26 protein-coding genes and 1 tRNA gene are annotated in these 23,602 nt (G+C 59.6%); 18 read left to right on the top strand and 9 right to left on the bottom strand.

Going from position 1 to position 23,602, the window contains the following annotated elements:
* Positions 1-70 precede the first annotated feature (70 nt).
* Positions 71-1,504: a M48 family metalloprotease gene (locus BLS87_RS11735; protein WP_074752659.1), complete on the bottom strand. Its 1,434-nt coding sequence runs from the start codon at positions 1,502-1,504 to the stop codon at positions 71-73.
* A 150-nt stretch (positions 1,505-1,654) separates the two neighbouring features.
* Between BLS87_RS11735 and BLS87_RS11730 the strand changes: the two genes are divergently transcribed.
* Together BLS87_RS11730 and BLS87_RS11725 are read left to right on the top strand one after the other, a co-directional pair.
* Positions 1,655-1,906 (top strand): sulfurtransferase TusA family protein, encoded by a 252-nt coding sequence (locus BLS87_RS11730; RefSeq protein WP_074752658.1) that lies wholly within the window; start codon positions 1,655-1,657, stop codon positions 1,904-1,906.
* A 46-nt stretch (positions 1,907-1,952) separates the two neighbouring features.
* A complete protein-coding gene (locus BLS87_RS11725; RefSeq protein ID WP_074752657.1) occupies positions 1,953-3,023 on the top strand; it encodes an AI-2E family transporter in 1,071 nt (356 codons plus the stop codon).
* Between the two features lie 137 nt (positions 3,024-3,160).
* Here BLS87_RS11725 and BLS87_RS11720 read toward each other — a convergent pair whose 3' ends face one another.
* Both BLS87_RS11720 and BLS87_RS11715 read right to left on the bottom strand, forming a co-directional pair.
* A complete protein-coding gene (locus BLS87_RS11720; protein WP_074752656.1) occupies positions 3,161-3,634 on the bottom strand; it encodes a peroxiredoxin in 474 nt (157 codons plus the stop codon).
* A 10-nt stretch (positions 3,635-3,644) separates the two neighbouring features.
* On the bottom strand, positions 3,645-4,208 hold the full coding sequence (locus BLS87_RS11715; protein ID WP_074752655.1) for a glycine cleavage system transcriptional repressor: 564 nt from the start codon (positions 4,206-4,208) through the stop codon (positions 3,645-3,647).
* Between the two features lie 313 nt (positions 4,209-4,521).
* Between BLS87_RS11715 and dapA the strand changes: the two genes are divergently transcribed.
* The 6 genes from dapA (at position 4,522) to BLS87_RS11685 (ending at position 8,803) form a co-directional block, all read left to right on the top strand.
* Positions 4,522-5,400, top strand: coding sequence for a 4-hydroxy-tetrahydrodipicolinate synthase (gene dapA, locus BLS87_RS11710; protein ID WP_074752654.1), 879 nt, complete (start codon positions 4,522-4,524; stop codon positions 5,398-5,400).
* A gap of 17 nt (positions 5,401-5,417) precedes the next feature.
* On the top strand, positions 5,418-6,533 hold the full coding sequence (bamC, locus tag BLS87_RS11705) for an outer membrane protein assembly factor BamC (protein ID WP_074752653.1): 1,116 nt from the start codon (positions 5,418-5,420) through the stop codon (positions 6,531-6,533).
* Entirely contained in the window at positions 6,534-7,292 is a 759-nt protein-coding gene (locus tag BLS87_RS11700) for an MBL fold metallo-hydrolase (RefSeq protein ID WP_074752652.1), read from the top strand. It abuts the gene before it with no gap.
* A gap of 101 nt (positions 7,293-7,393) precedes the next feature.
* Positions 7,394-8,107 carry a phosphoribosylaminoimidazolesuccinocarboxamide synthase gene (purC, locus tag BLS87_RS11695; protein ID WP_074752651.1) on the top strand — a complete coding sequence of 238 codons (714 nt, stop codon included), beginning with the start codon at positions 7,394-7,396 and terminating at the stop codon, positions 8,105-8,107.
* 91 nt (positions 8,108-8,198) lie between these two features.
* Positions 8,199-8,288: transfer RNA gene (locus BLS87_RS11690), tRNA-Ser, on the top strand.
* A gap of 71 nt (positions 8,289-8,359) precedes the next feature.
* Positions 8,360-8,803, top strand: coding sequence for a DUF86 domain-containing protein (locus BLS87_RS11685; RefSeq protein ID WP_143024364.1), 444 nt, complete (start codon positions 8,360-8,362; stop codon positions 8,801-8,803).
* Positions 8,804-8,810: 7 nt separating this feature from the next.
* On the opposite strand, the gene BLS87_RS11680 is transcribed toward BLS87_RS11685, so the two are convergent.
* Positions 8,811-9,038: a helix-turn-helix domain-containing protein gene (locus BLS87_RS11680; protein WP_074752649.1), complete on the bottom strand. Its 228-nt coding sequence runs from the start codon at positions 9,036-9,038 to the stop codon at positions 8,811-8,813.
* A gap of 203 nt (positions 9,039-9,241) precedes the next feature.
* Between BLS87_RS11680 and BLS87_RS11675 the strand changes: the two genes are divergently transcribed.
* Complete coding sequence (locus tag BLS87_RS11675) at positions 9,242-9,463, top strand: hypothetical protein (protein WP_074752866.1); 222 nt, start codon at positions 9,242-9,244, stop codon at positions 9,461-9,463.
* Positions 9,464-9,549: 86 nt separating this feature from the next.
* Here the strand turns inward: BLS87_RS11675 and BLS87_RS11670 are convergent, their stop codons facing one another.
* A complete protein-coding gene (locus tag BLS87_RS11670) occupies positions 9,550-9,798 on the bottom strand; it encodes a helix-turn-helix domain-containing transcriptional regulator (RefSeq protein ID WP_074752648.1) in 249 nt (82 codons plus the stop codon).
* Between the two features lie 338 nt (positions 9,799-10,136).
* Here BLS87_RS11670 and BLS87_RS11665 point away from each other — a divergent pair, with 338 nt between their 5' ends.
* The 7 genes from BLS87_RS11665 to BLS87_RS11635 all read left to right on the top strand — a co-directional run bounded on the left by BLS87_RS11665 (position 10,137) and on the right by BLS87_RS11635 (position 18,921).
* Positions 10,137-11,825 (top strand): NAD-dependent malic enzyme, encoded by a 1,689-nt coding sequence (locus BLS87_RS11665; RefSeq protein WP_074752647.1) that lies wholly within the window; start codon positions 10,137-10,139, stop codon positions 11,823-11,825.
* A 228-nt stretch (positions 11,826-12,053) separates the two neighbouring features.
* The gene (locus BLS87_RS11660) at positions 12,054-13,742 is read left to right on the top strand and encodes a GMC family oxidoreductase (RefSeq protein WP_074752646.1); all 1,689 of its coding nucleotides are present in this window, start codon (positions 12,054-12,056) and stop codon (positions 13,740-13,742) included.
* 246 nt (positions 13,743-13,988) lie between these two features.
* Positions 13,989-15,638, top strand: a complete 1,650-nt coding sequence (locus BLS87_RS11655; RefSeq protein WP_074752865.1) for a phosphoethanolamine transferase — start codon at positions 13,989-13,991, stop codon at positions 15,636-15,638.
* A complete protein-coding gene (locus BLS87_RS11650; protein ID WP_074752645.1) occupies positions 15,631-16,296 on the top strand; it encodes a class I SAM-dependent methyltransferase in 666 nt (221 codons plus the stop codon). Before BLS87_RS11655 ends, BLS87_RS11650 begins: the two co-directional genes overlap by 8 nt.
* Positions 16,297-16,429: 133 nt before the next feature.
* Positions 16,430-17,563 carry a ribonuclease D gene (gene rnd, locus BLS87_RS11645; protein ID WP_074752644.1) on the top strand — a complete coding sequence of 378 codons (1,134 nt, stop codon included), beginning with the start codon at positions 16,430-16,432 and terminating at the stop codon, positions 17,561-17,563.
* Positions 17,560-17,853, top strand: coding sequence for a YcgL domain-containing protein (locus BLS87_RS11640; RefSeq protein WP_074752643.1), 294 nt, complete (start codon positions 17,560-17,562; stop codon positions 17,851-17,853). Before rnd ends, BLS87_RS11640 begins: the two co-directional genes overlap by 4 nt.
* A gap of 135 nt (positions 17,854-17,988) precedes the next feature.
* The gene (locus tag BLS87_RS11635; protein WP_074752642.1) at positions 17,989-18,921 is read left to right on the top strand and encodes a D-2-hydroxyacid dehydrogenase; all 933 of its coding nucleotides are present in this window, start codon (positions 17,989-17,991) and stop codon (positions 18,919-18,921) included.
* A 329-nt stretch (positions 18,922-19,250) separates the two neighbouring features.
* On the opposite strand, the gene BLS87_RS11630 is transcribed toward BLS87_RS11635, so the two are convergent.
* Positions 19,251-19,844 carry a nitroreductase family protein gene (locus tag BLS87_RS11630; protein ID WP_074752641.1) on the bottom strand — a complete coding sequence of 198 codons (594 nt, stop codon included), beginning with the start codon at positions 19,842-19,844 and terminating at the stop codon, positions 19,251-19,253.
* 291 nt (positions 19,845-20,135) lie between these two features.
* Here BLS87_RS11630 and BLS87_RS11625 point away from each other — a divergent pair, with 291 nt between their 5' ends.
* On the top strand, positions 20,136-20,585 hold the full coding sequence (locus BLS87_RS11625; RefSeq protein ID WP_074752640.1) for a YcgN family cysteine cluster protein: 450 nt from the start codon (positions 20,136-20,138) through the stop codon (positions 20,583-20,585).
* Positions 20,586-20,653: 68 nt separating this feature from the next.
* A complete protein-coding gene (locus BLS87_RS11620; RefSeq protein ID WP_074752639.1) occupies positions 20,654-21,901 on the top strand; it encodes a hypothetical protein in 1,248 nt (415 codons plus the stop codon).
* A gap of 179 nt (positions 21,902-22,080) precedes the next feature.
* Here the strand turns inward: BLS87_RS11620 and BLS87_RS11615 are convergent, their stop codons facing one another.
* From BLS87_RS11615 to BLS87_RS11605, 3 genes are all read right to left on the bottom strand, one after another.
* Positions 22,081-22,452 (bottom strand): YgaP family membrane protein, encoded by a 372-nt coding sequence (locus tag BLS87_RS11615; protein WP_074752638.1) that lies wholly within the window; start codon positions 22,450-22,452, stop codon positions 22,081-22,083.
* Positions 22,453-22,537: 85 nt separating this feature from the next.
* Entirely contained in the window at positions 22,538-23,026 is a 489-nt protein-coding gene (locus BLS87_RS11610) for an RNA methyltransferase (RefSeq protein ID WP_074752637.1), read from the bottom strand.
* Between the two features lie 154 nt (positions 23,027-23,180).
* Positions 23,181-23,552 carry a YajD family HNH nuclease gene (locus tag BLS87_RS11605; protein WP_074752636.1) on the bottom strand — a complete coding sequence of 124 codons (372 nt, stop codon included), beginning with the start codon at positions 23,550-23,552 and terminating at the stop codon, positions 23,181-23,183.
* Positions 23,553-23,602: the final 50 nt, after the last annotated feature.

Raw genomic sequence — 23,602 nt, 5'->3', positions numbered from 1 at the left:
GTGTCGGCCGCCACAACGGCTCAGGCACTCTGCAATTGCGGGCAAGCGCGCTCCTGCATCAGGCTTTTGATCAATTCATCATCTCTTTCACCGCCCGCTCCTGAGCGATGATTTCCTGCTGCCGCGCATCGATCCGCGAAGCCAGCTGGAAGTTGTTGTTCGCGCGTCGCTTGGCGAACTCGAGCTGTTGAACGGCCTGCTTGAAATCCCCCATCAAGGCGAAATATTCCGCGCGCGCCTGATGCAGGCCGATGGTGTTGCCTGAGAGGCCGCGGGTGTCGGCCACCTGATTCCAGATGTCCGGGTCATCCGGGCGGCTTTTAAGCAGCGTTTCCAGCGATTTCAGTGCTTCAGGTGCCTTGGACTGCTTCAACAGGACGTCGACCTTGGCCTGATTGAGCGGGTAGTTGTCCGGGTACAGGTTCAGCATCCGGTCAACCCGCTGCTGAGCGTCGGGCAAACGGTTGTTGGCAATGTCCAGATTGACCGCCGCCAGGTTGTACGTGATGTTGTCCGGCGCCTTGTCCAGCAGCGGTTTGAGCGTTTCGCGGGACTCGTTCAGCTGACCGGCTTTGGTTTGCGCCAGTGCCAGACCATAGCGAGCTGCATCGTTTTTCGGGTTCTCTGCCAACTGCGCGCGAAAGCGCTTGGCGGCCATGCCCGGTGTTTCCTCGTAGATCAGCACGACCCGCGAGCGCATCAGCTGATACCCAAGGCTGTCTTCCTTGCCTCCCGGTTTGGCCTGCTCGGCGCGGTTGCGGGTGTCGGCGATACGGGACTCCGTGACCGGGTGGCTCATGAGAAACTCAGGTGGCTTGGCGTCGTAGCGATACTGACGGGCCAACTGCTCAAACATGTTAGGCATGTTGCGTGGGTCGTAACCGGCTTTCTCCAGATTGAGGATACCGATTCGGTCGGCTTCCGCTTCGTTCTGGCGGGAGAAGCGGGCCTGTTCCTGAATCGCAGCGGCCTGTGTGCCGGCAATGGCGGCGATACCGGCGTCTCCCGCACCCGCAGCGGCCATGACAATGCCAGCGAGCATGGCCGCCATCACAGGCACCTGCATGCGTTGTTGCGCCTGAACGCCACGGGCAAAGTGGCGTTGCGATAAGTGAGCCAGTTCGTGCGCGAGCACTGCGGCGTATTCGCCTTCGGTTTCGGCGTGCAGGAAAAGACCGCCGTTGACCCCGATGATCCCGCCAGGCGCCGCGAAGGCGTTGATTTCGGGCGTGTTGATCAGAATGAATTCAAGGCGTCGGTCCTGTACCTGGCTGGTTTCGGCCAAGCGGTAAACCGACGTCTCGACGAAGTCCTTGAGTTGCGGATCGGAAAGCTGAGACACCTGCGCCCGCAGCAACCCGAGCCAGGCCCGGCCCAGGTCGTGCTCCTGCTGGGGCGAAACGATGGAGGAGCTGGCATCGCCCAGCGATGGCAGGTCGTCCGCGAAAGTCGGGCTTGCCATCAGGCAGGCGAGCGTCAGCAGTGTGGGGCGCAAAAAATTCATGCACGAAACTCTGAGGCAGAAAGTCGTTACTGTAGCTGGCTCAATGGCTTGCTGACCAGAGTGGGGTATTCTTGCACGCGTGTAAGAAGGTTCTTCCTCGTTTTGTTTAGCGTTTCCGTGCAATTGGATGTGTCTACCTGGAGAGAAACGATGTCTGACGCTGTAGGGCACCCTGCGACTTGCGATGCCGAGCTGGATGCCAGTGGCCTGAATTGTCCGCTGCCGCTGCTAAAGGCCAAGATGGAACTCAATCGTCTGGCCAGCGGAGCGGTGCTCAAGGTGACAGCCACCGATGCGGGTTCTCAGCGTGACTTCCGCACCTTCGCCAAGCTGGCCGGCCATGCCCTGTTACACGAAGAAGCCGCCGATGGCATTTATCGGTACTGGCTGCGCAAAGCCTGACGTTTCCACACCACCGCCTTCTACCCCTTGGCCCAAAGGTTCATTGATGTTCAAAGTGCTTCGCGACTGGATGCAACGCTATTTCTCGGATGAAGAGGCGGTGGTGCTGGCGGTGCTGTTGGTGTTGGCGTTCACGATTGTCCTGACACTGGGCGGCATGCTCGCACCTGTGCTTGCGGGTCTGGTGCTGGCGTTTTTGATGCAGGGGATGGTCGTTCAGCTTGAGCGTGTGCGCATGCCTGAAGGGGCTGCCGTCGGGCTGGTGTTCGCCTTGTTCATGGGCGCGCTGGCGGTGTTTTTGCTGGTGATCGTGCCGTTGCTTTGGCATCAATTGATCACCTTGTTCAACGAACTGCCAGGCATGCTCGCCAAATGGCAGTCGCTGCTGTTGCTGCTGCCTGAGCGCTATCCGCATCTGGTGTCTGACGAGCAAGTGTTGCAGGCCATCGAGGCCGCCCGTGGCGAGATCGGCAAGTTCGGTCAGTGGGCGCTGACCTTCTCGCTGTCCAGCCTGCCGCTGCTGGTCAACATGATGATCTACCTGGTGCTGGTGCCCATCCTGGTGTTCTTCTTCCTCAAGGACCGTCGGATGATTGGCCGCTGGTTCAGAGGCTATCTGCCCCGTGAGCGTACGTTGATCACGCGCGTTGCCGAGGAAATGAACCGGCAGATCGCAAACTACATCCGTGGGAAGGTCATCGAGATTTTCATCTGTGGCGCGGTGACCTACATCGCGTTTGTGACGATGGGCCTCAATTATTCCGCGTTGCTGGCGATGCTGGTGGGGATTTCCGTCGTCGTGCCCTACGTGGGCGCGGTGGTGGTGACGGTGCCGGTGGCGTTTATCGCGCTGTTTCAGTGGGGGTGGAGCGACCAGTTCATCTACCTGATGGCGGTCTACGGCATTATCCAGACGCTGGACGGCAACGTGCTGGTGCCACTGCTGTTCTCCCAGACGGTGAGCCTGCACCCGGTCGCGATCATCTGCGCGGTGCTGCTGTTTGGCGGGCTGTGGGGATTCTGGGGGATCTTCTTCGCGATTCCGCTGGCGACCCTGTTCAAGGCCGTGCTGGATGCTTGGCCGCGTAACGAACCGACGGTGGCGCCGCTGTTGTAAATGGCGCTCCGCGGTGTGTTTTTGTAGGCGCGCTTGCCCGCGAATGATGGGTGAGCGGACAGATTCTCTGGCGCCTGTTACATCCCTTCGCGGGCAAGCGCGCTCCTACAGCAAGCGCGCTCTTACAGAAGGACCACTCAGGCGTTATTGAGTGCCTGAGCCTGTTCCAGGACCGCAGTCACATGCCCCGGGACCTTCACGCCACGCCATTCCTTGCGCAGCACACCGTCCTTGTCGATCAGGAAGGTGCTGCGATCAACGCCCAGGTATTCCTTGCCGTACAGCTTTTTCAGCTTGATCACGTCGAACAGCTGGCAGAGGGATTCGTCCTTGTCCGAGATCAGCTCGAACGGGAATTCCTGCTTGGCCTTGAAGTTCTCGTGAGACTTCAGGCTGTCGCGCGACACACCAAACACCACGGTGTTGGCCGCCTTGAAGTCGGCGTACGCATCACGGAAGCCCTGGCCTTCGGTGGTGCAGCCAGGCGTGCTGTCCTTCGGGTAGAAATAAATCACCACTTGCTGACCCTTCAACGCAGACAGGCTCACGGCCTGATCGCTGGTGGCCTGCACCTGAAAGTCGGCAACGGGTTTGTCCAGTTCTACAGCCATTGTGGTTTCCTTACATAGGGGCTTGCGGGCGCCATGGTTCGATCAGCGCGTCGAGATTGAGTGCGTCGGCGAAGTCCAGGAACTGGTCGCGCAGCCAGCTGATCTGGGTGCCGGCAGGCAATGTCACGGTGAACGTCGCGTTGAGCATCGTGCCGCCGGTCTGCGGCGCCTGATAAGTGTCGCAGATCAGGTTTTCCAGCTCGACGTGATGGTCGATGAAGAACTGGCAGAGTTCATTGATGATGTCCGGGCGATACGCCGAGCTGACGTACGCCACGTACGGCAGGGCTTCTGGACGGCTTTCCAGCGATGCACTGCGCACGACGTTGACGGTGAACGCGTGTTTTTTCGACAGATTGGGCAGGCCGGTCTCGAGGCGCGCCAGAGCGTCCCAGCTGCCGGTGACCTGCAGGATCAACGCACTGCATTCGCCGTGGCGGGTGAGGCGCGAGCTGACCACCGAGCAACGGTTTTCATGACTGGCGCGGCACAGGACGTTGGTCAGCTCCATTGGGTTTGCGCCAAGGGCACTGATGACAAGGAATTGTTCGCGAACTGTGGGGATGGACGACATGCAGCATTCCTAAGCGATGAGCGGTCGGTACATTGTTGGCTTGTGCGGCGGATTCGATGATCGCACGACTTGCAACGTCGACCCGGCCCCTGTCGCGTGTGTCCGGGATGAACCGGTCAACCCGAGTGACAGGCGACGCTGGAGCGGGGTTTGCGACGATGAAAGCGGACAGTCGAACGAGCTGCGCAGATGACCAGTACCGATCAAAGACCGAAGGGTAGCGAAAACCGTCGCTCAGGGGAATGCTCGCCTTGTGCAAGGATCATGGCGCCAGTACCATTACCGCTCTCTTTTTCCGGCAGGAGCGGTTTGCATGATTGCGGGCAGTATGGTGGCACTGGTCACACCTATGGATGCACAGGGTCGTCTTGACTGGGACAGCCTGAGCAGACTGGTGGACTTTCACCTGCAAGAGGGCACCAACGCCATTGTTGCCGTCGGCACTACAGGTGAGTCTGCGACGCTTGACGTCAACGAGCACATTGAAGTCATTCGCCGTGTTGTCCAGCAGGTCGCTGGCCGCATCCCGGTGATTGCCGGCACGGGCGCCAACTCCACCCGCGAGGCGGTCGAACTGACCACCAACGCCAAGAATGCCGGTGCCGATGCCTGCCTGCTGGTGACCCCGTACTACAACAAGCCGACCCAGGAAGGCCTGTACCAGCACTTCAAGCACATCGCCGAAGCCGTGGACATCCCGCAGATCCTCTACAACGTGCCAGGCCGCACCGCCTGCGACATGTCGGCCGAGACCGTGATTCGCCTGTCCAAGGTCAAGAACATCATCGCCATCAAGGAAGCCACCGGTGACCTGCAGCGCGCCAAGGACATCCTGGCCGGCGTCAGCAGCGACTTCCTGGTGTATTCCGGCGACGACGCCACCGCGGTCGAGCTGATCCTGCTCGGCGGCAAAGGCAATATTTCGGTCACCGCCAACGTCGCCCCGCGCGACATGGCCGACCTGTGCAAGGCTGCCATGGCGGGTGACGCTGCCACTGCCCGTGCGCTCCACGAAAAACTGATGCCGCTGAACAAGACCCTGTTCATCGAATCGAACCCTATTCCCGTGAAATGGGCCCTGCATGAAATGGGTTTGATGCCGGACGGTATCCGTCTGCCGCTCACCTGGCTCAGCGAGTCCTGCCACGAGCCGCTGCGTCAGGCATTGCGCCAGTCCGGTGTATTGGTTTAATGAGGAAGCACTACGCAATGAAGCGACTGGCCGGACTTTCCGCACTAGCCTTGATTATCTCCAGCACCAGCGGTTGCAGCTGGCTGTTTGGTCAGGACGGTTACTTCCGTGATCGCAGCAGCGATTACCTGGAAGCGACCCAGAAACCTGCGATGCAGTTGCCTGAAGGCATTCAGGAATCCAAACGCCTGGACCCGCTGCTGCCGATCCCGCGCAACGTGGCCGACGACACCCAGAAGGGTGAGTTCACCGTGCCGCGTCCGCAGGCGCTGTCCACCGCTCAGGACTCCAGCGACTACACGCTGCAGAAGAGCGGCGACAACCGCTGGATTCTCGCTCAGCGCGCGCCTGCCGAAGTCTGGCCGGTGGCGCACCAGTATTTCGAAGACAACGGTTTCCGCATCGCCGAAGACCGTCCTGCGACCGGTGAATTCAACACCACCTGGCAGCGCATGGACGAATTGTCCGCGTCTGTTGCCAAGCGCATGGGCTCGGCCGGCGACGCCGCCAGCACCGAAACCCGCGTTCGCGTGCGTATCGAACCGGGCGTGCAGCGCAACACCAGTGAAGTCTATGTGGTCAGCGTTCAGCGTCCTGCCGGCAGCAGCGAAGAGCCTGCTTTCCCGTCACGCAGCACCAACGTTGGCCTGGACTCCGTCCTGACCGACGACATGCTGGCCAGCCTGACCCGTACCGCCGAGAAGGGTGGGTCGGTGTCCCTGCTGGCGGCGCGTGACTTCGATACCCCAAGCCGTGTCGCGCTGAGCGAAGACGGCAGCGGCAACCCGGTTCTGAACCTCGGTGCCGACCTCGACCGTGCATGGTCCAGTGTGGGTCGTGCGCTGAACCAGGGTGACTGGCGCGTAGAAGACATCAACCGCAGTCTGGGTCTTTACTACATCAACCTTGCGGAAAAAGCGGACAAGCCGGAAAACAAACCAGGCTTCTTTGCGCGCATGTTTGGCAGTGAAGAGACCAAGGAAGAGAAGGAAGCCCGCGCCGACCGTTACCAGGTTCGCCTGAGCAAAGTGGGTGACAACGTTCAGGTCACGGTCGAGAAGAACATCAACACCGTGGCGCCGACAGAAGTCGCCCGTCGCGTGTTGAGCGTCATTCAAGACAACCTCGGTTAAGTGCGTTTCGCGGTTCTGGGCAGCGGCAGCCGGGGTAACGGCACGCTGGTTGCGAGCAACGACACGTACGTGCTGGTCGACTGCGGTTTCTCCTTGCGGGAAACCGAGCGTCGGCTGGACAGGCTGGGCGTAAGCGGTCAACAGCTGAGCGCCATTGTGGTGACCCACGAACATGCCGATCATGTGCATGGCGTGGGTTTGCTGTCTCGGCGCTACGATGTGCCGGTCTATCTCAGCGACGGGACCTTGCGCGGCATGCGCAAGCCGGTCGAAGCGGGCATCAGGCTCGCGGGCGGGCAGGACTTACGGATTGGCGGTCTGAGCATCGATGTGGTGTCCGTCGCCCATGATGCGCTGGAGCCCACGCAGTTCGTCTTCAACGATGGGCGCAAGCGCTTTGGCCTGCTGACCGATCTGGGGTCTTACTGTCCGTCGGTGCTCGACAGCTATCGTGGGCTGGATGCCCTGATGATCGAGTCCAACCACTGTCGCGATTTACTGGCCCGAGGGGCTTACCCCTACTTTCTGAAACAGCGGGTGGGCGGGCAATACGGGCACTTGAACAATCATCAGGCCGCAGGTCTGGTGAGCGAGCTGGGATGGCAAGGCCTGCAACACTTGGTGTTGGCCCATCTGAGCAGCAAGAACAACCTGCCGCATCTGGCCCGGCAATGTTTCGTCGACACCCTCGGGTGCGATCCGGACTGGCTACAATTGGCCGACCAGGATTCAGGGCTCGACTGGCGCGAAATCGCCTAGCGTCCCAAACGGGGCGACAGCCCGGTTGTTGTTAATGGGCGACTCGCCCAGAACCTTTTTACTGGGCGCCTCGCCCGAACTTTTTGCAAGCGGAGCCCATCATGGAAAAACGTGAAGAACTCTACCGCGGCAAGGCCAAATCGGTTTACAAGACCGACGACGCCGACCGCTTGATCCTGCTGTTTCGCAACGACACCTCGGCGTTCGACGGCAAGCGCATCGAACAGCTCGACCGCAAAGGCATGGTGAACAACAAGTTCAATGCCTTCATCATGCAGAAGCTCGAAGCGGCCGGCATTCCGACCCAGTTCGACAAACTGCTGGCCGACAACGAAGTGCTGGTCAAGAAGCTCGACATGATCCCGGTCGAATGCGTCGTGCGTAACTACGCCGCAGGCAGCCTGGTCAAGCGCCTGGGCGTCGAAGAAGGCATGAAGCTCAATCCGTACACCTTCGAACTGTTCCTGAAGGACGACGCCAAGGGCGACCCGTTCATCAACGAATCCCACGTCGTGGCATTCGGCTGGGGCACCGCCGAGCAACTGGCGCGCATGAAGGAACTGTCCCTGAAGGTCAACGACGTGCTGACCAAGCTGTTCGACGACGCAGGTCTGCTGCTGGTCGACTTCAAGCTTGAATTCGGCGTGTTCAGCGACGGCTCCATCGTCCTGGGCGACGAATTCAGCCCGGACGGCTGCCGCCTGTGGGACAAGGACACCAAGAAGAAAATGGACAAGGACCGCTTCCGTCAGGGCCTCGGTGACGTCATCGAAGCCTACGAAGAAGTCGCCCAGCGTCTGGGCGTACCGCTCTAAAGCGAAAATCGCCGCAAGCATCTGAAAGAACGCGAAAAAATCCAAAAAAGGGTTCGCGTTCTTCGCCCAAGCTGTTATGATGCGCGCCGTTGGAGAGATGCCGGAGTGGCCGAACGGGACGGATTCGAAATCCGTTGTACTGGCGACAGTACCTAGGGTTCAAATCCCTATCTCTCCGCCATTACAAATAAAGCCCCAGAAGTTATGCTTCTGGGGCTTTTTTGTTTTTGACGGGCACAAAAGGAGCGGTCCGTGTTCGATCCAGGTAGGGAAATGTTCAATGACGCGCTGCAGATCAAAGCGGGTTCCATCGCGCAGCATGTCGCAAGAGCCAAGGAAGAGTTTGAGAAAGACTCTTCAACGTTTGCCGACGACATCAGTCGTTACGATGCGGCGATATTGAACATTATTCGCGCTTTCGAAGCTGCTGCGAGCGTCGGACAGTTGATCATCTTTCACGCAAAGCTGGGTGTCCCTCGGAATACCGACCACGTGTTCGATCTGCTGCTTTCTCGCTGCGGGTTAACGACGCTGATGCCGACCATGAGCCTGTTGGCGGATTACTGCCACAAGGCACTCCATGATGATCAGGTGCTCACGCCTCTCGAGACGTCTGCGGTCATAACAGACCATCTGGACGTTTTGATTCAATTCGCTGAGGCCATGCTGGCAAATGATCTGACATCGCCACCTTGACGCTTGGTTATTCCAGGCTGTCCAGCATTGTCTTCGGATCCTTTCCCATACCTCTACACATCTCGATGAATTCGATGACGTCCAATCTGCGCTCTGAATTCTCCGTTTTCGATACGAATGACTGGGGTCGGCCGAGCCTGTCGGCCAATTCTTTCTGTGTGAGTCCTTCGGCGACGCGTGTCTCCATGAGCAATCTCACGAGCGTTTGGTACCGAGCGTTGTGGATAGTCTTCACGGCGTGCTGCCTTTCATTGGGCCAGCCGTGTAAATAAACCTGATTTGGGATTAACCCAAAATAGGATATTGAGCTATGCTTCTGCCCATGGATATGTAAATGGTAGGGAGTTCTTCTTGGCTATGAATCAGAATGGGACCCGGATTAAGAACGCTCGGCATCGCGGCAGATTGGCAATCCGAGAACGCAAGCCCGCGCGGAAGATGACTGAAGATCAGGTCGTCAGCGCCATGTACGCCTACCTCATCACGAGTTGGGATGAGCTGCCTCACGCGCACAAGGTGGCGCTGGGATTTGACTCGGTGGTTGGCGATGAGCGAGAGGAGGTCGCGCTCAGGCGGCTTGCCAGGATATTCATGGACTACGCCGAGCTGTCCTGTAAGCGAGCGTTGGCAGCAAGGCGTAGACGGCTGAGCAACGCCTAGCTTGAGCCTGAAGGCGGGTTTCTCAGGCGTCTTGTTCTGTGATTGCCCGAACGCAGGTGTATAAATACCCCACCGCTTATTGATCGTCACCTTCGCACCCAGCGCACCCAGCAATATGAGCGTGGTGTCATATCGAGGCGTTGCGCCGGGGGCGAGGGGTTTGTGGAGGTTCTCCCTGTCTCAATCGCTTGCCAACCTTGCGCTTTGGCGACTTCGGCCAATGCCTTCAGAAAGACCTCAGGGTCTTCCTCCTCACGCGACGCCGTCAGAAACTCGGAAACCGTTTCAGCCTCCGTCAGGTATCTGGATATATCCAGCGGTTTGAGCTCGCTCATGGGTTTACCTCTGTCTCCAGGGCGCTGAAGGATCTGTTTTTCTGTGTGAGGTCACGCAGTAGGGATGATTGGCCGCCGCCGATCTGCAAACGATACACGACTTCTCCCTGACAACTCTTTCACTGTCCAACCCCGTCGCCCTCAGCCATCATTTCGCAATCGTGTGCGTGACAAAATGACGCAACCACGCCGAGACGAGTAAGATAGGCACCCTGATTTTTCATCTCCCCATTTTCTTCGGACGGATCCTGCGTTGAGTGTCGTGAAACATCGACCTCCGGGGCACCGTTTCGATTACGAATTGACAGAGCAAAACAGAGAAAAGGCGATCACTGAAAATGACCAAGACCTCGCGACCTTTATATATTTCCTACGCTGGCCCTTCGTTGCTGGAGATGCCGCTGCTCAACAAGGGCAGTGCGTTCACGCCGCAGGAGCGTGTGGATTTCAACCTGATCGGCTTGTTGCCGCAGAACGTTGAGACCATCGAAGAGCAGGTGACCCGCGTTTACAACCAGTATCAGCAGTGCGCGAGCGATCTCGACAAGCACATCTATCTGCGCTCGATTCAGGACAACAACGAAACGTTGTTCTTCCGCCTGCTGGATTCGAATCTGGAAGAGATGCTGCCGATTATCTACACACCGACCGTGGGTCAGGCGTGCCAGGAATTCTCGAAGATTTACCGCACCCACCGCGGTCTGTTCATCTCCTACCCCGAACGTGATCGCATCGACGATATCCTGCGCAGCGCAACGAAAGATCGCATCAAGATCATCGTCGTGACCGACAGCGAACGCATTCTGGGTCTGGGCGACCAGGGCATTGGTGGCATGGGCATTCCGATTGGCAAACTGTCGCTGTACACCGCGTGCGGTGGCATCAGCCCGGCGTATACGCTGCCGATCGTGCTGGACGTGGGCACCAACAACCAGGAGTTGCTGGACGACCCGATGTACATGGGCTGGCGCCACAAGCGTGTGACGGGCAAGGAATACGAAGATTTCATCGCGCTGTTCATCGAAGCGGTTCAGCGTCGCTGGCCAGACGTGCTGTTGCAGTTCGAAGACTTCGCCCAGACCAACGCCATGCCGTTGCTGGAGAAGTACCGCGACGAGCTGTGCTGCTTCAACGACGACATTCAGGGCACCGCGTCGGTGGCCGTGGGTACGCTGCTCGCGGCCTGTAAGGCGAAGAACGAAACGCTGGGTCAGCAACGCGTAGTGTTCCTGGGCGCCGGTTCCGCCGGTTGCGGGATCGCCGAGCACATCATTGCCGCGATGGTCATCGAGGGCTTGAGCGAAGCCGAAGCACGCAAGCGCGTGATGATGGTCGACCGCTTCGGCCTGCTGACCGACAGCATGGATAAACTGTTGGACTTCCAGAAGAACCTCGCCCAGAAAGCAGGCGACGTTGCGGGCTGGTCGACTGGCGCGGGTTACCCTGAGCTGCTGGACGTGGTCAGCAACGGCAAACCGACCGTGCTGATTGGTGTGTCGGGCCAGCGCGGTCTGTTCACTGAACAGATCATCCGCGAAATGCACAAGCACTGTGCCAAGCCGTTGGTGATGCCGCTGTCCAACCCGACCTCCAAAGTCGAAGTCACGCCGCAGGAAGTCCTGACCTGGACCAACGGCGACGCGCTGGTGGCCACAGGCAGTCCGTTCGCGCCCGTTACTGTGGGCGACCGCACGTTCCACATCGCCCAGTGCAACAACTCCTACATCTTCCCGGGCATCGGCCTGGGCGTAATCGCGGCGAAGGCCACGCGCATCACGGACAAGATGCTGATGGCGGCTTCCAATGCACTGGCTGAATGCTCGCCGATGGTCACGGGCAAGGGCGACGCGGTACTGCCGCCGCTGAAAGAAATCCAGGACGTGAGCAAGAAGATCGCGCTGGCGGTGGCCAAACAGGCGCAGGCCGAAGGCATGGCGCTGGAAACCACCGAAGAAATGCTGGTGGAGGCCATCGAGCGTAACTTCTGGATGCCGAGCTATCGCAGCTACCGTCGTAGCGCGGTGTAACGGCCTGCGCACTTCGCTTTATGTAGGAGCGCGCTTGCCCGCGATCACAGTGGGTCAGCTAAATATTGCTGGCTGACCCACTGCAATCGCGGGCAAGCGCGCTCCTACGTAGTGATACCTGCCGCTTCACAAAGACCGCCGCATGGAAACATGCGGCGGTCTTTTGTTTTGTGACGAAAAACTTCAGGATGTCCCCTCGATAAAAACAAAAAGATCGACGAGGGACGCATGCAAACGGACAGTGTGCTCTATGACTACGTGATCGTTGGCGCTGGCCCGGCCGGGTGCTTGCTGGCGAATCGGCTGTCACTCAACCCTTCACACCGTGTTCTGTTGCTCGAAGCGGGCGGGCAGGACAATTACGCCTGGATTCACGTGCCGGTGGGTTACCTCTACTGCATTGGCAATCCGCGCACCGACTGGTGTTTCAAAACCGAAGCCGAACCCGGCCTGAACGGGCGAGCCTTGAATTATCCGCGCGGCAAGGTGCTGGGTGGCTGTTCGTCCATCAACGGCATGATCTACATGCGCGGGCAGTCCCGTGACTATGACGCGTGGGCAGCGCAGGGCAACAAAGGCTGGGGCTGGAAGGACGTATTGCCGGTTTTCAAACGCTCGCAAAGCCACTACGCCGGCGACTCCGACCTGCACGGCGGGCAAGGCGAATGGCGGGTTGAGCAGCAGCGTCTGTCGTGGACCTTGCTCGATGCCTTTCGTGAGGCCGCCGCGCAGACAGGCATTCCCTCGATTCCAGACTTCAACGGTGGCGACAATGAAGGTTGCAGCTACTTTCAGGTCAATCAGCGGCGCGGCGTGCGCTGGAATGCGTCCAAGGCGTTTCTGCGTCCGGTGGCTCAGCGGCCAAACCTGACGGTGCTGACCCACGCCGAGGTCTCACGCATCGAGTTCGAAAATGGCCGGGCCAGCGCGGTGCTCGCCAAAGTCGGTCAGCAGGAACGACGCCTGAGTGCCAAACGCGAAATCATTCTGTGCTGCGGTGCTATCTGCTCACCGATGCTGCTTCAACGGTCGGGGATCGGGCCGCGCCCGTTGCTGGAAAGGCTCGGCATCGGCGTGCGTCATGAGCTGCCGGGCGTCGGCGCCAACCTGCAGGATCACCTGCAGTTGCGGTTGATCTACAAAGTCAGCAATGGGCAGACGTTGAACCAGATGGCCGGGAGCCTGTGGGGCAAGATGAACATGGGGCTGCGTTACGCGATCAATCGCAGCGGGCCGCTGGCCATGGCACCGAGCCAATTGGGCGCATTCGCCCGTTCAGGGCCGGAGCAGGCGACTGCGAATCTGGAGTACCACGTGCAGCCGTTGTCGCTGGAGCGCTTCGGGGAGCCGCTTCACCGCTTCCCGGCGTTTACCGCGTCGGTGTGCGATTTGCGCCCGCAGAGTCGCGGCACCGTGGAGATCCGCTCGGCCCTGGCGGACGCAGCGCCCCTCATTCGTCCCAACTATCTCAGCCACGAGACTGACCTGAAGGTCGCCGCAGATGCCATTCGCCTGACGCGTCGCATCGCATCAGCGCCCGCGCTCGCGCGTTTCGAGCCGGTGGAGTACCTGCCCGGCGCCAGCCTTCAAACCGATGAAGAGTTACGCCAAGCCGCAAGCAGCATCGGCACCACGATTTTTCACCCGGTCGGCACCTGCAAAATGGGGCAGGGACGCGACGCGGTCGTCGATGAAAGGTTGCGTGTGCATGGGGTGACGGGGCTGCGGGTGGTGGATGCGTCGATCATGCCGACCATCACCTCCGGCAACACATGCTCCCCTACCGTGATGATTGCCGAGAAGGCCGCGCAGATGATTATTGAGGATGCGATCGTCGACGACAAAGGGATCAGTGCTGGCACAGCGCCCCTTGCAGAACTGGCTGTCGAGCCCCTTAAAGGCTCGGCTTCTAGGTAAAGCGTTCTCTCAGACCGTTTCGAGATGACTGAGAGAACGTACTCGCCTGCAATCGTCTCCAAATGCCGCGCGTCTTGACCAACGCTTACTCTCGGACTCTTCCTACAGAAAAAGAAGTCAACGCCAGACCTTTTGTTCTCATCCTTTTCACAAAAAATTGATGGCACGCTGCCTAAAGTTTGCGACGTCGAAAGAGTTTCTTTCCTCTTGGTCGACGGTGTCTTTTTTTCAGTCAAGCAGACCCTCATGCCGAACCTAAAAGCAGTTCGCCCGGAGCTCGTGACCGCGCTCGCCAGCATTTTTTTATTGCTCGGGTTTAACCTCACGCTCTGGCAGCACCTTTTCGCCATTACCGATTTCAACGGTAAGGGACTTCTGTTGCGCGGTGCTTTTGCGTTGATGGTGTTTTGTGCTTTTAATATTTTTCTGACGTTATTCGCTTTCAAGCGCGTATTGAAACCGGTATTGATTGCGCTGTTTCTGATTAGCGCGGGCGTTGCTTACTTCATGAGCCAGTACGGCGTCATGATTGATGCCGGTATGTTTCGCAACTTTGCCGAAACCAATGCGACGGAAGTGCGCGACCTGTTGTCGTTGAAATTGGCAGCGTATGTGTTGTTCCTCGGCGTTCTGCCTTCGGTGATTCTGTGGAAGACGCCCATTATTTATCGTCGTTGGCCACGTGAAGTGTTGAGCAAGGTGGTGGTCAGTACCGTGTGTGCTTGTGCGATTGGCGGTGTGGCGCTCATCAATTATCAAGGCCTGTCCTCACTGTTCCGTAATCACCATGAACTGCGTTTGATGGTGGTGCCGAGTAACTACATCGGTGCCTCGGTGGGCTACCTGAGTGAACAGGTCAAATCAGCTCAACAGCCGTTTGTGAGTATCGGGCAGGACGCGACGCGGTCCACCGAGTGGCAACAACACAAGCGCAAGTCGCTGACAGTATTGGTGGTCGGCGAGAGCGCCCGTGCCGAGAACTTCGGCATCCTGGGCTATAACCGCGATACCACGCCTCAATTGAAGAAAGAACGAGGGCTGCTGACGTTCACCGACGTGCACTCCTGCGGGACGGAGACGGCCGTTTCGGTGCCGTGCATGTTCTCAAACATGGGCCGCAAGGATTACGACGCCAGCGCGGCCAAGAACAAGGAAGGCATGCTCGACGTGCTCAAACGCGCTGGTCTCGACGTGATCTGGCGTGACAACCAGTCCGGCTGCAAGGGCACCTGCGATCGCGTGACCCTGCAGGATGTGAGCAACCTGAAGGATCCTGTCCTGTGCGCCAACAATGAGTGCCGCGACGAGATTCTGCTGCAGGGCCTGCAGAACTTCATCGACCACCTGGACAAGGACACCGTGCTGGTACTTCACCAAATGGGCAGCCACGGCCCCGAATATTTCAAGCGTTACCCGAAAGCGTTCGAGAAGTTTACGCCGGTGTGCGAAAGCAATGCGCTGAACAATTGTTCGCGGGAAAGTATCGTCAACGGTTATGACAATACGCTGTTGTACACCGATCATGTGCTGGCATCGTTGATCGATACATTGCGCAGCAACCAGGACAAAGTCGATACCGCGATGTTGTATTTGTCCGACCATGGCGAATCATTGGGTGAATACAACCTGTTCCTGCACGGCACGCCTTATATGTTGGCGCCGGATCAACAGAAGCATGTGCCGATGATTGCCTGGTTCTCGGATAACTATCAGCAGTCTTTCGCTGTCGACACGCATTGTTTGCAAAACGAGCGTAATGCCCCGCTAAGTCAGGACAACCTGTTCCACTCGATGCTCGGCTTGTTGCAGGTTCACACCAGCGTCTACAACCCGGCGCTCGATATGTTCGCCGGCTGCCGGGGGATATATACGGACGGGGTACTGGCCAATGAGTGAGCAGGCGACCGATAAACGCCAGACCCAGCACTACGTTCAGCACCATGAACAGGGTCTGGCACGGCGTTTGAGCCTGTGGCGCGATGCGCAACTGGCGCGTCAGGCATTGCGTGATGCCGGGGAGCCCGGACTGGTGCTGGATCTGCCGTCAGGTGCCGGGCGGTTCTGGCCGGTGCTGGCCGAACACAGCAACCGCGTGATCCTCGCGGCCGACCCTTCGACTGACATGCTGGATATCGCTGAAGCGCAATCCTCCGCGGAAATCCGCAAGCGCATTCGCACGTTTCAAAGTTCGGCGTTTTCCATCGGCTTGTCGGCGAACGCCGTGGATTGCATCTTTTGCATGCGACTGTTTCATCACGTCGCCGACAGCGAAAAGCGGATGGCGATTCTCGAAGAATTCCACCGCGTGACCCGCGACACCGCGATTGTGGCGTTGTGGGTCGATGGCAACCTCAAGGCCTGGCGACGCAAGCGCCAAGAGGGCAGCCGCCTGGACGCGAGCGGTACGCCGACCGTGCGCAATCGCTTTGTGGTCTGCCGTTCCGACATTGAGTCGGAGTTTGCACAAGCCGGTTTCCGCGTTGTCGGGTATCACGACTTCTTGCCGGGTTACGCCATGTGGCGCGTCTATGTGCTGCGTAAAGCGGGCGAGTGATCCGATGAGCGGTCGTCGGAAAGTGCCTTGTCGATAAACACGCAAGATGAAGTTGTTCAAGACTTGCAGGACGGATGCCCGGTAAACGCTTAGAGCGATATATACTGCGCGCCATTCTTCAAGGGAGAGCCGTGTGGCCATCGATATTCACTGGATTCGCGACGACGACAGCCTCGCCCAACATTGCGCACAGTGGCAGACGCTGCCGTTTGTCGCGCTCGACACCGAATTCATGCGGGTCGACACCTTCTATCCCATCGCCGCGCTTTTGCAGATTGGCGATGGCTCGCGGGCCTATCTGATCGATCCGCTGCTGATCGATGACTGGAAACCCCTGTCTGCGCTGCTGGAAAACACCGACGTGATCAAAGTGGTTCACGCCTGCAGCGAAGACCTTGAAGTCTTGCTGCGCCTGACCGGCAGCCTGCCCGCGCCTCTGTTCGACACTCAACTGGCCGCTGCCTACCTGAACCTCGGGTTCTCGATGGGCTATTCGCGGCTGGTGCAGGAAGTGTTGAACATCGAGTTGCCCAAGGGCGAGACCCGTTCGGACTGGCTGCAACGACCGCTGTCCGAGACGCAGATCAGCTACGCCGCCGAAGACGCCGTGCACCTGGCCGAGGTCTACAGCCTGCTTCGCCCGCGTCTGTCTGACGAAAAATACGCCTGGGTGCTGGAAGACGGTGCCGAACTGGTTGCCAACCTGCGTCGTGAAACCGACCCGTATGAGGTCTACCGCGAGGCCAAGCTGGCGTGGAAGCTGTCCCGCGCGCAATTGAACGTGCTGCGCGAGCTGTGTGCCTGGCGTGAGCAGCAGGCACGGCTGCGCAATCAACCGCGCAATCGGGTATTGCGCGAACACTCGCTGTGGCCGCTGGCCAAGACCCAGCCGGACAACCTCGCCGCACTGGCGAAAATCGAAGACATGCACCCCAAGACCGTGCGTCAGGACGGCGAGTTTCTGCTCGACCTGATCCAGAAAGCCGGCAGCGTGTCCCAGGACCTGTGGCCGCCGGCATTGCCGGAGCCGCTGCCCATCGAAGCGTCCAACGTGTTTAAGCGCCTGCGCGCCATCGGTCAGCAACAAGCCGAACGCCTGGACATGGCGCCGGAGCTGATGCTGCGCAAGAAGACGCTCGAAGCCCTGCTCAAGACCGGTTTTCCAGACGGTCCCTATAAACTGCCCGACTCGCTGCGTGGCTGGCGCCGCGAGTTGATGGGTCAGATGCTGCTCGACAGCCTGGCCAATGCCGGAGAACAGCCTTGAAACGTATTTGCTCCATCTACCGCAGCCCTCGCAAGAACGAAATGTACCTTTACGTGCTCAAGAGCGATGCGCTCGAACGCGTCCCGGTCGAACTGCTCACCGCATTCGGCAAGCCGCAGCACGCGTTCGACCTGGTCCTGACGCCTGAACGCGCACTGGCCCGTGAAGACATTCACACGGTGCTGGCGAACCTCGAGAAGCAGGGGTACCACCTGCAGATGCCGCCTGCCGAAGACGAGTACATCGAGCATTTGCCCGAAGAGTTGTTGCGCCGCAACGACCCGGTCTGACCGACGTTCGACCCCGTCATTCATCACGGGGGTTTACCGGACCGCTGTCAGCTTCTGCTTGCCCCGTCTTCTTTGAGTTCGGTGGGCGCCAGATGCCTTGCGGTCGCATGTCCTGTTTTTCTGAGTTTTGAATCCATGCGCGTTCTGATTGCCGAACACGATTACCCTGTTTACACCGAGTTACTTCGCAAGGCCGCTCCCGACATCGAAGTGCTGAGCAGCGGCGACTCCGCCGAGCTGTCAAAAATGGCGGCCCAGACCTCGATCTGGCTGGGTCAACCCGACCTGCTCGCCAACCTGCTGCGCCAGGGCCACACCCCACAGTGGCTGCAATCGACCTGGGCAGGCATTACGCCGCTGCTGGCGCCGGGGCTGAACCGGGACTACCGGCTGACCCGCGCGGTCGGCATTTTTGGCCAGGTCATGGCTGAGTTCGTGCTGACCTATATGTTGGTGCATGAGCGTGAAGTGCTGGCCCGGCTGGTGAGCCAGGTCGAGCGCAAATGGGACGACCGGATGGGCCAGAGTCTGGCCGGGCGCAAAGCGCTGATCGTCGGTACCGGCGACATCGGTGTCCGTGTTGCCGGGTTTCTGGTGCCGTTCGGCGTTGAGCTGTATGGCATTGCATCCAGTGCGCGCACACAGGCGCCCTTCGTTGAAGTGGGTGCGCTGGAGGATTTGCCGCGTTTGGTGGGCGAGGTTGATTTCGTGATCAATCTGCTGCCCAACACGGCTCAGACCCACGATCTCTACGACGCGAAGCTGTTCGCCAAATTCAAACCCTCGGCGCTGTTCATCAACGTTGGGCGCGGCGTGGCGGTGGTCGATGCCGATCTGGTCCAGGCGTTGAAGGAAGGTCATCTGGCGGGCGCGGTGATTGACGTCTGCCGTCAGGAACCATTGCCGCAACGCCATCCGTTCTGGACGGCCTGGGGGTTGTTGCTGACCGGTCACAGTTCTGCACCGACCTCGCCACCGGCCATGACCCAGTTGTTCGTCGAGAACCTGAAAGCCTACGCCGCCGGTGAAGCGTTGCGCGGGGAAGTGGATTTCGCGAAGGGTTATTGAGCGTTAGTGGGGCGCCCTTGTAGGCGCGCGCTTGTCCGCGATCTGCCGGGAACCGGCAGCAAGACCTGTGCATGCGGGGTGTCAGGCATGATCGAGTTGCCTGATTTTGCTACCGCTGCGCGGTAGATCGCGGGCAAGCGCGCTCCTACAAAAGCTGCGTCAGCCTGACGTTTCGAACCGGCAGCAAGACCTGTGCATGCGGGGTGTCAGGCATGATCGAGTTGCCTGATTTTGCTACCGCTGCGCGGTAGATCGCGGGCAAGCGCGCTCCTACAAAATCTGCGTCAGCCTGACGTTTCGAACCGGCAGCAAGAGTGGCTCACACCGCCTTACAAACTGAAATCCCCTTCCGCCGCCAGCTCTGCCAAAGGGCGGCGCGGGCTTGGTGTTTCGCGGGCTTGCAGGTAGTCGGCCAAGGTCGATTTGTCGCCCAGTTTGCCAATCGCCACCGCAGCGTGAATCGCGTAACCCTCGGGGATTTTCAGCTCCTTGCGCGTCAGCTCCTGATCGAACCCCGCCATGCCGTGGGTGTGCCAGCCGCTGAGGCTGGCTTGCAGTGCCAGATGACCCCACGCCGAACCGGTGTCGAAGGTGTGCCACAGCGCAGGTGTTTCTTCTGTGGCGCCGGGTGCGGTAAAGGTTGTCTTGGAGATCACGATTACCAGCGCCGACGCGTGCTGCGCCCAGCCTCGGTTGAATTCGTTCAGCAGCCCCAGAAAGCGTTCCCAGTTCGGCGTATCGCGTCGGGCGTACAGAAAGCGCCACGGTTGGGAGTTGTAAGCCGAAGGCGCCCAGCGTGCGGCTTCGAAGAAGCTCAGCAGGGTTTCCTGAGGAATGCTTTCGCCGGTGAAGGCCCGCGGCGACCAGCGATCGGTGAATTGGGGGTCAATGGCGTATTCGGCAACGCGTGGGTTGGCGCTCATGGGTATTCTGATCCTGAAGAGTGAGTAAACCGCAGCGCGCGAACCAGCGTGCGGGATCAATCAGATGGGCCGTGGACGGCAGGCATCGTCGAACGGGCTGCTGTCGAAAGTGACAGTTGATGCGCAGGTCGCCCGCAGGGCTCTGGCGCCTGCGTGCGAGGGCATAAAGCTACTGCGCCGACCGTTCGCTGGCAAGTCTGTGCGTACCGACAGTCGCCAGCGCTTGGCCCGGCTGCGATGTGCCACTAGACTGGCGGCCTTTTCATTGCCCGATGCTGATTTCTCGAAACCATGGCCGCCAAAGTCGAACCGTTCTGGATGCGTAAAACCCTCGATCAACTCGATTCGGTCGAGTGGGAATCGCTGTGCGACGGTTGCGGCCTGTGCTGCCTGCAGAAACTCGAGGACGAAGACGACGGCAGCGTTTATTACACGCGCATCGCCTGCAAGCTGCTGGACCTGAAGACCTGCCAGTGCACCGATTATCCGAATCGGCGCGCCCAGGTGCCCGATTGCATTCAACTCACGCCGGGCCAGGCCGATGAATTCAAGTGGCTGCCACCGACGTGCGGTTACCGTCTGGTCAGCGAAGGAAAAGATCTGCCTCTTTGGCATCACCTTGTATGTGGCGATCGGGAGCAGGTCCACAAGGAACGCATTTCCCAATCGGGGCGCATGCTCAGCGAAAAGAATGTCGCTGAAGATGACTGGGAAGATTATCTGATCTTCCGCGCGGGCTGATTTGCCTGCGCCTCTACAGGCGTTCGCTACCCGATCCCTGAGCCTGTCGCAACAGGAGTGGTCTTTCCGTGCGTTACCAACTGCCGCTGTGTGCTGTTCTGCTGCTCTTCGGTCTGCCCGCGTGGGCGGCGAAAAAAGTCGATCTGGATTACCACGTCACCTTGCTCCCGCAAAGCGATCAGGCAGAAGTGCGGGTGACGCTGGAGCAGGGTACTGCGGTGCGCAGCCTGGATTTTGATCTGGGCGATCACGGCTATTTCAGCGACTTCAACGCAGACGGGCAATGGACGACCGCGCCAGGGCCGAACAGTGGCAGATTGCGTGGCGTGTGGAAGCCTGCCGCTGGCAAGGCAACGTTGACGTACCGCGTGCATGTCAGCCGCCCCGCGGCGAGCCCTTCGATGGAGAAGCCGCGCTACGACAGCCGCATGACCGCTGATTGGGCATTGTTTCGAGGCGAGGACCTGGTGCCAGGCGCACGCCTGGATCAGCAGGAGGGTGTGCGCCTGCAGGCGCGATTGACCTTCGATTTGCCGACCGGCTGGAAGCACATCGAGACGTCATGGCCGCGCATCGGCAAGAATCGTTTTCGCATCGACAACGTCTCCCGGCTGTTTGATCGCCCGACCGGCTGGATGCTGGCCGGCAACCTGATCAATCGGCGTGCGCGGCTGGGTGACACCGAGGTCACGGTGAGTTCGCCGAAAGGGCAGGGCATGCGGCGCATGGAAACGTTGACGCTGATGACCTTTGTCTGGCCGAAGCTGCAAGCGGTGTTTGCGCGTACCCCGGGCAAGTTGCTGGTCGTTGGCGTGGCTGACTCGATGGCGCGCAACGCCAGCGCCGGGCATGACTCGGTCTTTCTTAACAGCAATCGCCCGCTGATCAGCGAAAGCGGCGTGAGCCCTTTGGTGCGCGAGCTGGTGCAGGTGTTCGGTCGCGTGAAGGCCCGTGATCGCAGTGACTGGATACCCGAAGGCCTGGCCGAGTACTACGCTGTCGAGCTGCTGCGTCGGGCGGGCGGCATGAGCGAAGACCGGTATCAGGATTGGCAGTCGATACTCACGCGTATCAGCCGCAAAGTCAGCACGCTGCGCGCCGACCCTGTCGACCCCGCGATGACGGCCCGGGCGGTGCTGCTGCTGATTGCGCTGGATCAGGAAATTCGGCAACGGACCGACGACCAGAAGTCGCTGGATGACGTGGCTCAGGGTTTGATGCGGATGGGGCCGGTGAGCACGCAAGACTTCGTGCAGGTGGCCGCGGGGGTGATGGGGCAGCCGTCGAAGGTGTTGAGCAGCAGTCTGCTTGAATAACAGCCATCAAAACGGTGATCGCTTGATCGCCGTCTACAGCCTGTGGGAGCGAATTCATTCGCGAAAAATCGTTCAGCCGATACGCATGTGTCGACCGGACAGACGTCTCGCGAATGAATTCGCTCCCACAGTGATACGTTATTTTAAAGTTGAAGCGCCGGTGTACGCGCGGGCTTCGCTTAAACGCCCTTCGGCCCGCTCACGGCATCGATGGTGTTGACCACCGCCTCTTCGGCTGCGACCTCGGCTTTTGTTTTGAGCTTGCTCAGTTCAGCACCGGCTTCTTCGATCCGGGAGCGGGCGATGTCCATCTCACTGCGGCTTTTTTCCAGCAGCGCCTTGGTTGAGCAATGACCGGTGATACCACGCGCCAGCACTGCGCCGCCGATCGCCAGTTGCACCAGGCCGAAGATGCCGCCACGGCGCAAGCCTTTGCCCATCATCAGTACGCCACCTGCCAGCGAGCCGATTCGCTCCCAGCCTTGCACGTTCTGCTCTGGATAATCGCGCACGGTTCGTTCGACGCGTTTGATGATCGGGGTATCGCTCATGATGCGGTCTCCATGAATAGGTAAGGTCCCTTAAGCTGACTGCCGCGAGCGAAAACTGTTCAATGCGTTTGTCGTTGCGGGTCGATCAGGTGCGATCGGTTTCACGACCGAATTGCGGGCCGGAGCGGGTGTTGTTGCCCTTGGCCATGCGGTCGTAAAGCACCACGTTCACGGTTGCGGCCAGGTTCATGCAGCCGGTGGTGGGGATGTACACCACGTCTTCGCACCAGTCGCGAATCTCTTTGTCGAGCGAGCCGTCTTCCGGGCCGAAGATGTAGATCGCGCGGTCGGGGTGGGTGTATTCCGGCAGTGCGCGGGCGCCTTCGACCAGCTCGACGGCGACGGGCACGCAGCCCAGCGGAATGATCTTTTTCAGGTCGTCGATGCCGATCAGCGGAATGTCCTGATGGATCTTTTTGGTGTCGGTGACGAAGTCCCGCGCCCGCTCATAGCGTTTGCCGGTGTAGAACACCGACGCCACGCCATAACAGCCCGCCGCACGCATCACCGAACCGACGTTTTCCGGAGACTTGGGGTTGTACAAGCCGATGCAGGCATAGCGTTTGTTGGCCACGGGAGAGGGTGCTCTTCAAAGAAAGCGCGGGATTATACGGGAAGGTGGGGCTCAGCGAACGTGTAGGAGCGCGCTTGCCCGCGATTGTCCAGATCAGGCGATAAGGATCTGTCGGCTGAACGAACGCATCGCGGGCAAGCGCGCGCCTATAGGCTTATTCGTCTTTTTTCATCAATCCCGCCAGCGCAGCAAACGGGTTGTGCGTGGCCTTGGCAGTCTTCGGGCTGCTGGTCGAGCTGTCGGAGAAGTACTGCTGGTCGGTATAACGCGAGTGTTCGTTGTCGTGGCAGTACAGGCACAGCAGTTCCCAGTTGGAGCCGTCCTGCGGGTTGTTGTCGTGGTTGTGGTCGCGGTGATGCACGGTCAGTTCGCTCAGGCGCTTGCCGGAAAACTCACGGGCGCAGCGGCCGCAGACGTGCGGGTACATGCGCAGCGCCTTGTCGCGATAACCCATCTCGCGGTCACGCTGGGCATCGGCCAGGATGCGGTCCAGCTTGGAAGTGTTGGTCGGGGTTCCCGCGCTCATGGTGTCACCTGTTTCGTGTGCTGTTGGCAATGGGGCAAGTCTAGCGCTTT

Source organism: Pseudomonas abietaniphila (assembly GCF_900100795.1).
Classification (GTDB): domain Bacteria; phylum Pseudomonadota; class Gammaproteobacteria; order Pseudomonadales; family Pseudomonadaceae; genus Aquipseudomonas; species Aquipseudomonas abietaniphila.
Note: the sequence above shows the minus strand (reverse complement) of the source record. Positions and strands in the feature narration are given on the sequence as shown.

Excerpts from the sequence above, each read along its gene's own strand:
- bamC (WP_074752653.1), top strand. The coding sequence starts at position 5,418 with ATGAAGCGACTGGCCGGACTTTCCGCACTAGCCTTGATTATCTCCAGC.
- BLS87_RS11660 (WP_074752646.1), top strand. The coding sequence starts at position 12,054 with ATGCAAACGGACAGTGTGCTCTATGACTACGTGATCGTTGGCGCTGGC.
- BLS87_RS11720 (WP_074752656.1), bottom strand. The coding sequence starts at position 3,634 with ATGGCTGTAGAACTGGACAAACCCGTTGCCGACTTTCAGGTGCAGGCC.
- BLS87_RS11725 (WP_074752657.1), top strand. The coding sequence starts at position 1,953 with ATGTTCAAAGTGCTTCGCGACTGGATGCAACGCTATTTCTCGGATGAA.
- BLS87_RS11735 (WP_074752659.1), bottom strand. The coding sequence starts at position 1,504 with ATGAATTTTTTGCGCCCCACACTGCTGACGCTCGCCTGCCTGATGGCA.
- BLS87_RS11605 (WP_074752636.1), bottom strand. The coding sequence starts at position 23,552 with ATGAGCGCGGGAACCCCGACCAACACTTCCAAGCTGGACCGCATCCTG.
- dapA (WP_074752654.1), top strand. The coding sequence starts at position 4,522 with ATGATTGCGGGCAGTATGGTGGCACTGGTCACACCTATGGATGCACAG.
- BLS87_RS11675 (WP_074752866.1), top strand. The coding sequence starts at position 9,242 with ATGACTGAAGATCAGGTCGTCAGCGCCATGTACGCCTACCTCATCACG.
- BLS87_RS11625 (WP_074752640.1), top strand. The coding sequence starts at position 20,136 with ATGGCCGCCAAAGTCGAACCGTTCTGGATGCGTAAAACCCTCGATCAA.
- BLS87_RS11635 (WP_074752642.1), top strand. The coding sequence starts at position 17,989 with ATGCGCGTTCTGATTGCCGAACACGATTACCCTGTTTACACCGAGTTA.
- BLS87_RS11730 (WP_074752658.1), top strand. The coding sequence starts at position 1,655 with ATGTCTGACGCTGTAGGGCACCCTGCGACTTGCGATGCCGAGCTGGAT.
- purC (WP_074752651.1), top strand. The coding sequence starts at position 7,394 with ATGGAAAAACGTGAAGAACTCTACCGCGGCAAGGCCAAATCGGTTTAC.
- BLS87_RS11655 (WP_074752865.1), top strand. The coding sequence starts at position 13,989 with ATGCCGAACCTAAAAGCAGTTCGCCCGGAGCTCGTGACCGCGCTCGCC.
- BLS87_RS11650 (WP_074752645.1), top strand. The coding sequence starts at position 15,631 with ATGAGTGAGCAGGCGACCGATAAACGCCAGACCCAGCACTACGTTCAG.
- BLS87_RS11715 (WP_074752655.1), bottom strand. The coding sequence starts at position 4,208 with ATGTCGTCCATCCCCACAGTTCGCGAACAATTCCTTGTCATCAGTGCC.
- BLS87_RS11630 (WP_074752641.1), bottom strand. The coding sequence starts at position 19,844 with ATGAGCGCCAACCCACGCGTTGCCGAATACGCCATTGACCCCCAATTC.
- BLS87_RS11615 (WP_074752638.1), bottom strand. The coding sequence starts at position 22,452 with ATGAGCGATACCCCGATCATCAAACGCGTCGAACGAACCGTGCGCGAT.
- BLS87_RS11670 (WP_074752648.1), bottom strand. The coding sequence starts at position 9,798 with ATGAGCGAGCTCAAACCGCTGGATATATCCAGATACCTGACGGAGGCT.
- BLS87_RS11665 (WP_074752647.1), top strand. The coding sequence starts at position 10,137 with ATGACCAAGACCTCGCGACCTTTATATATTTCCTACGCTGGCCCTTCG.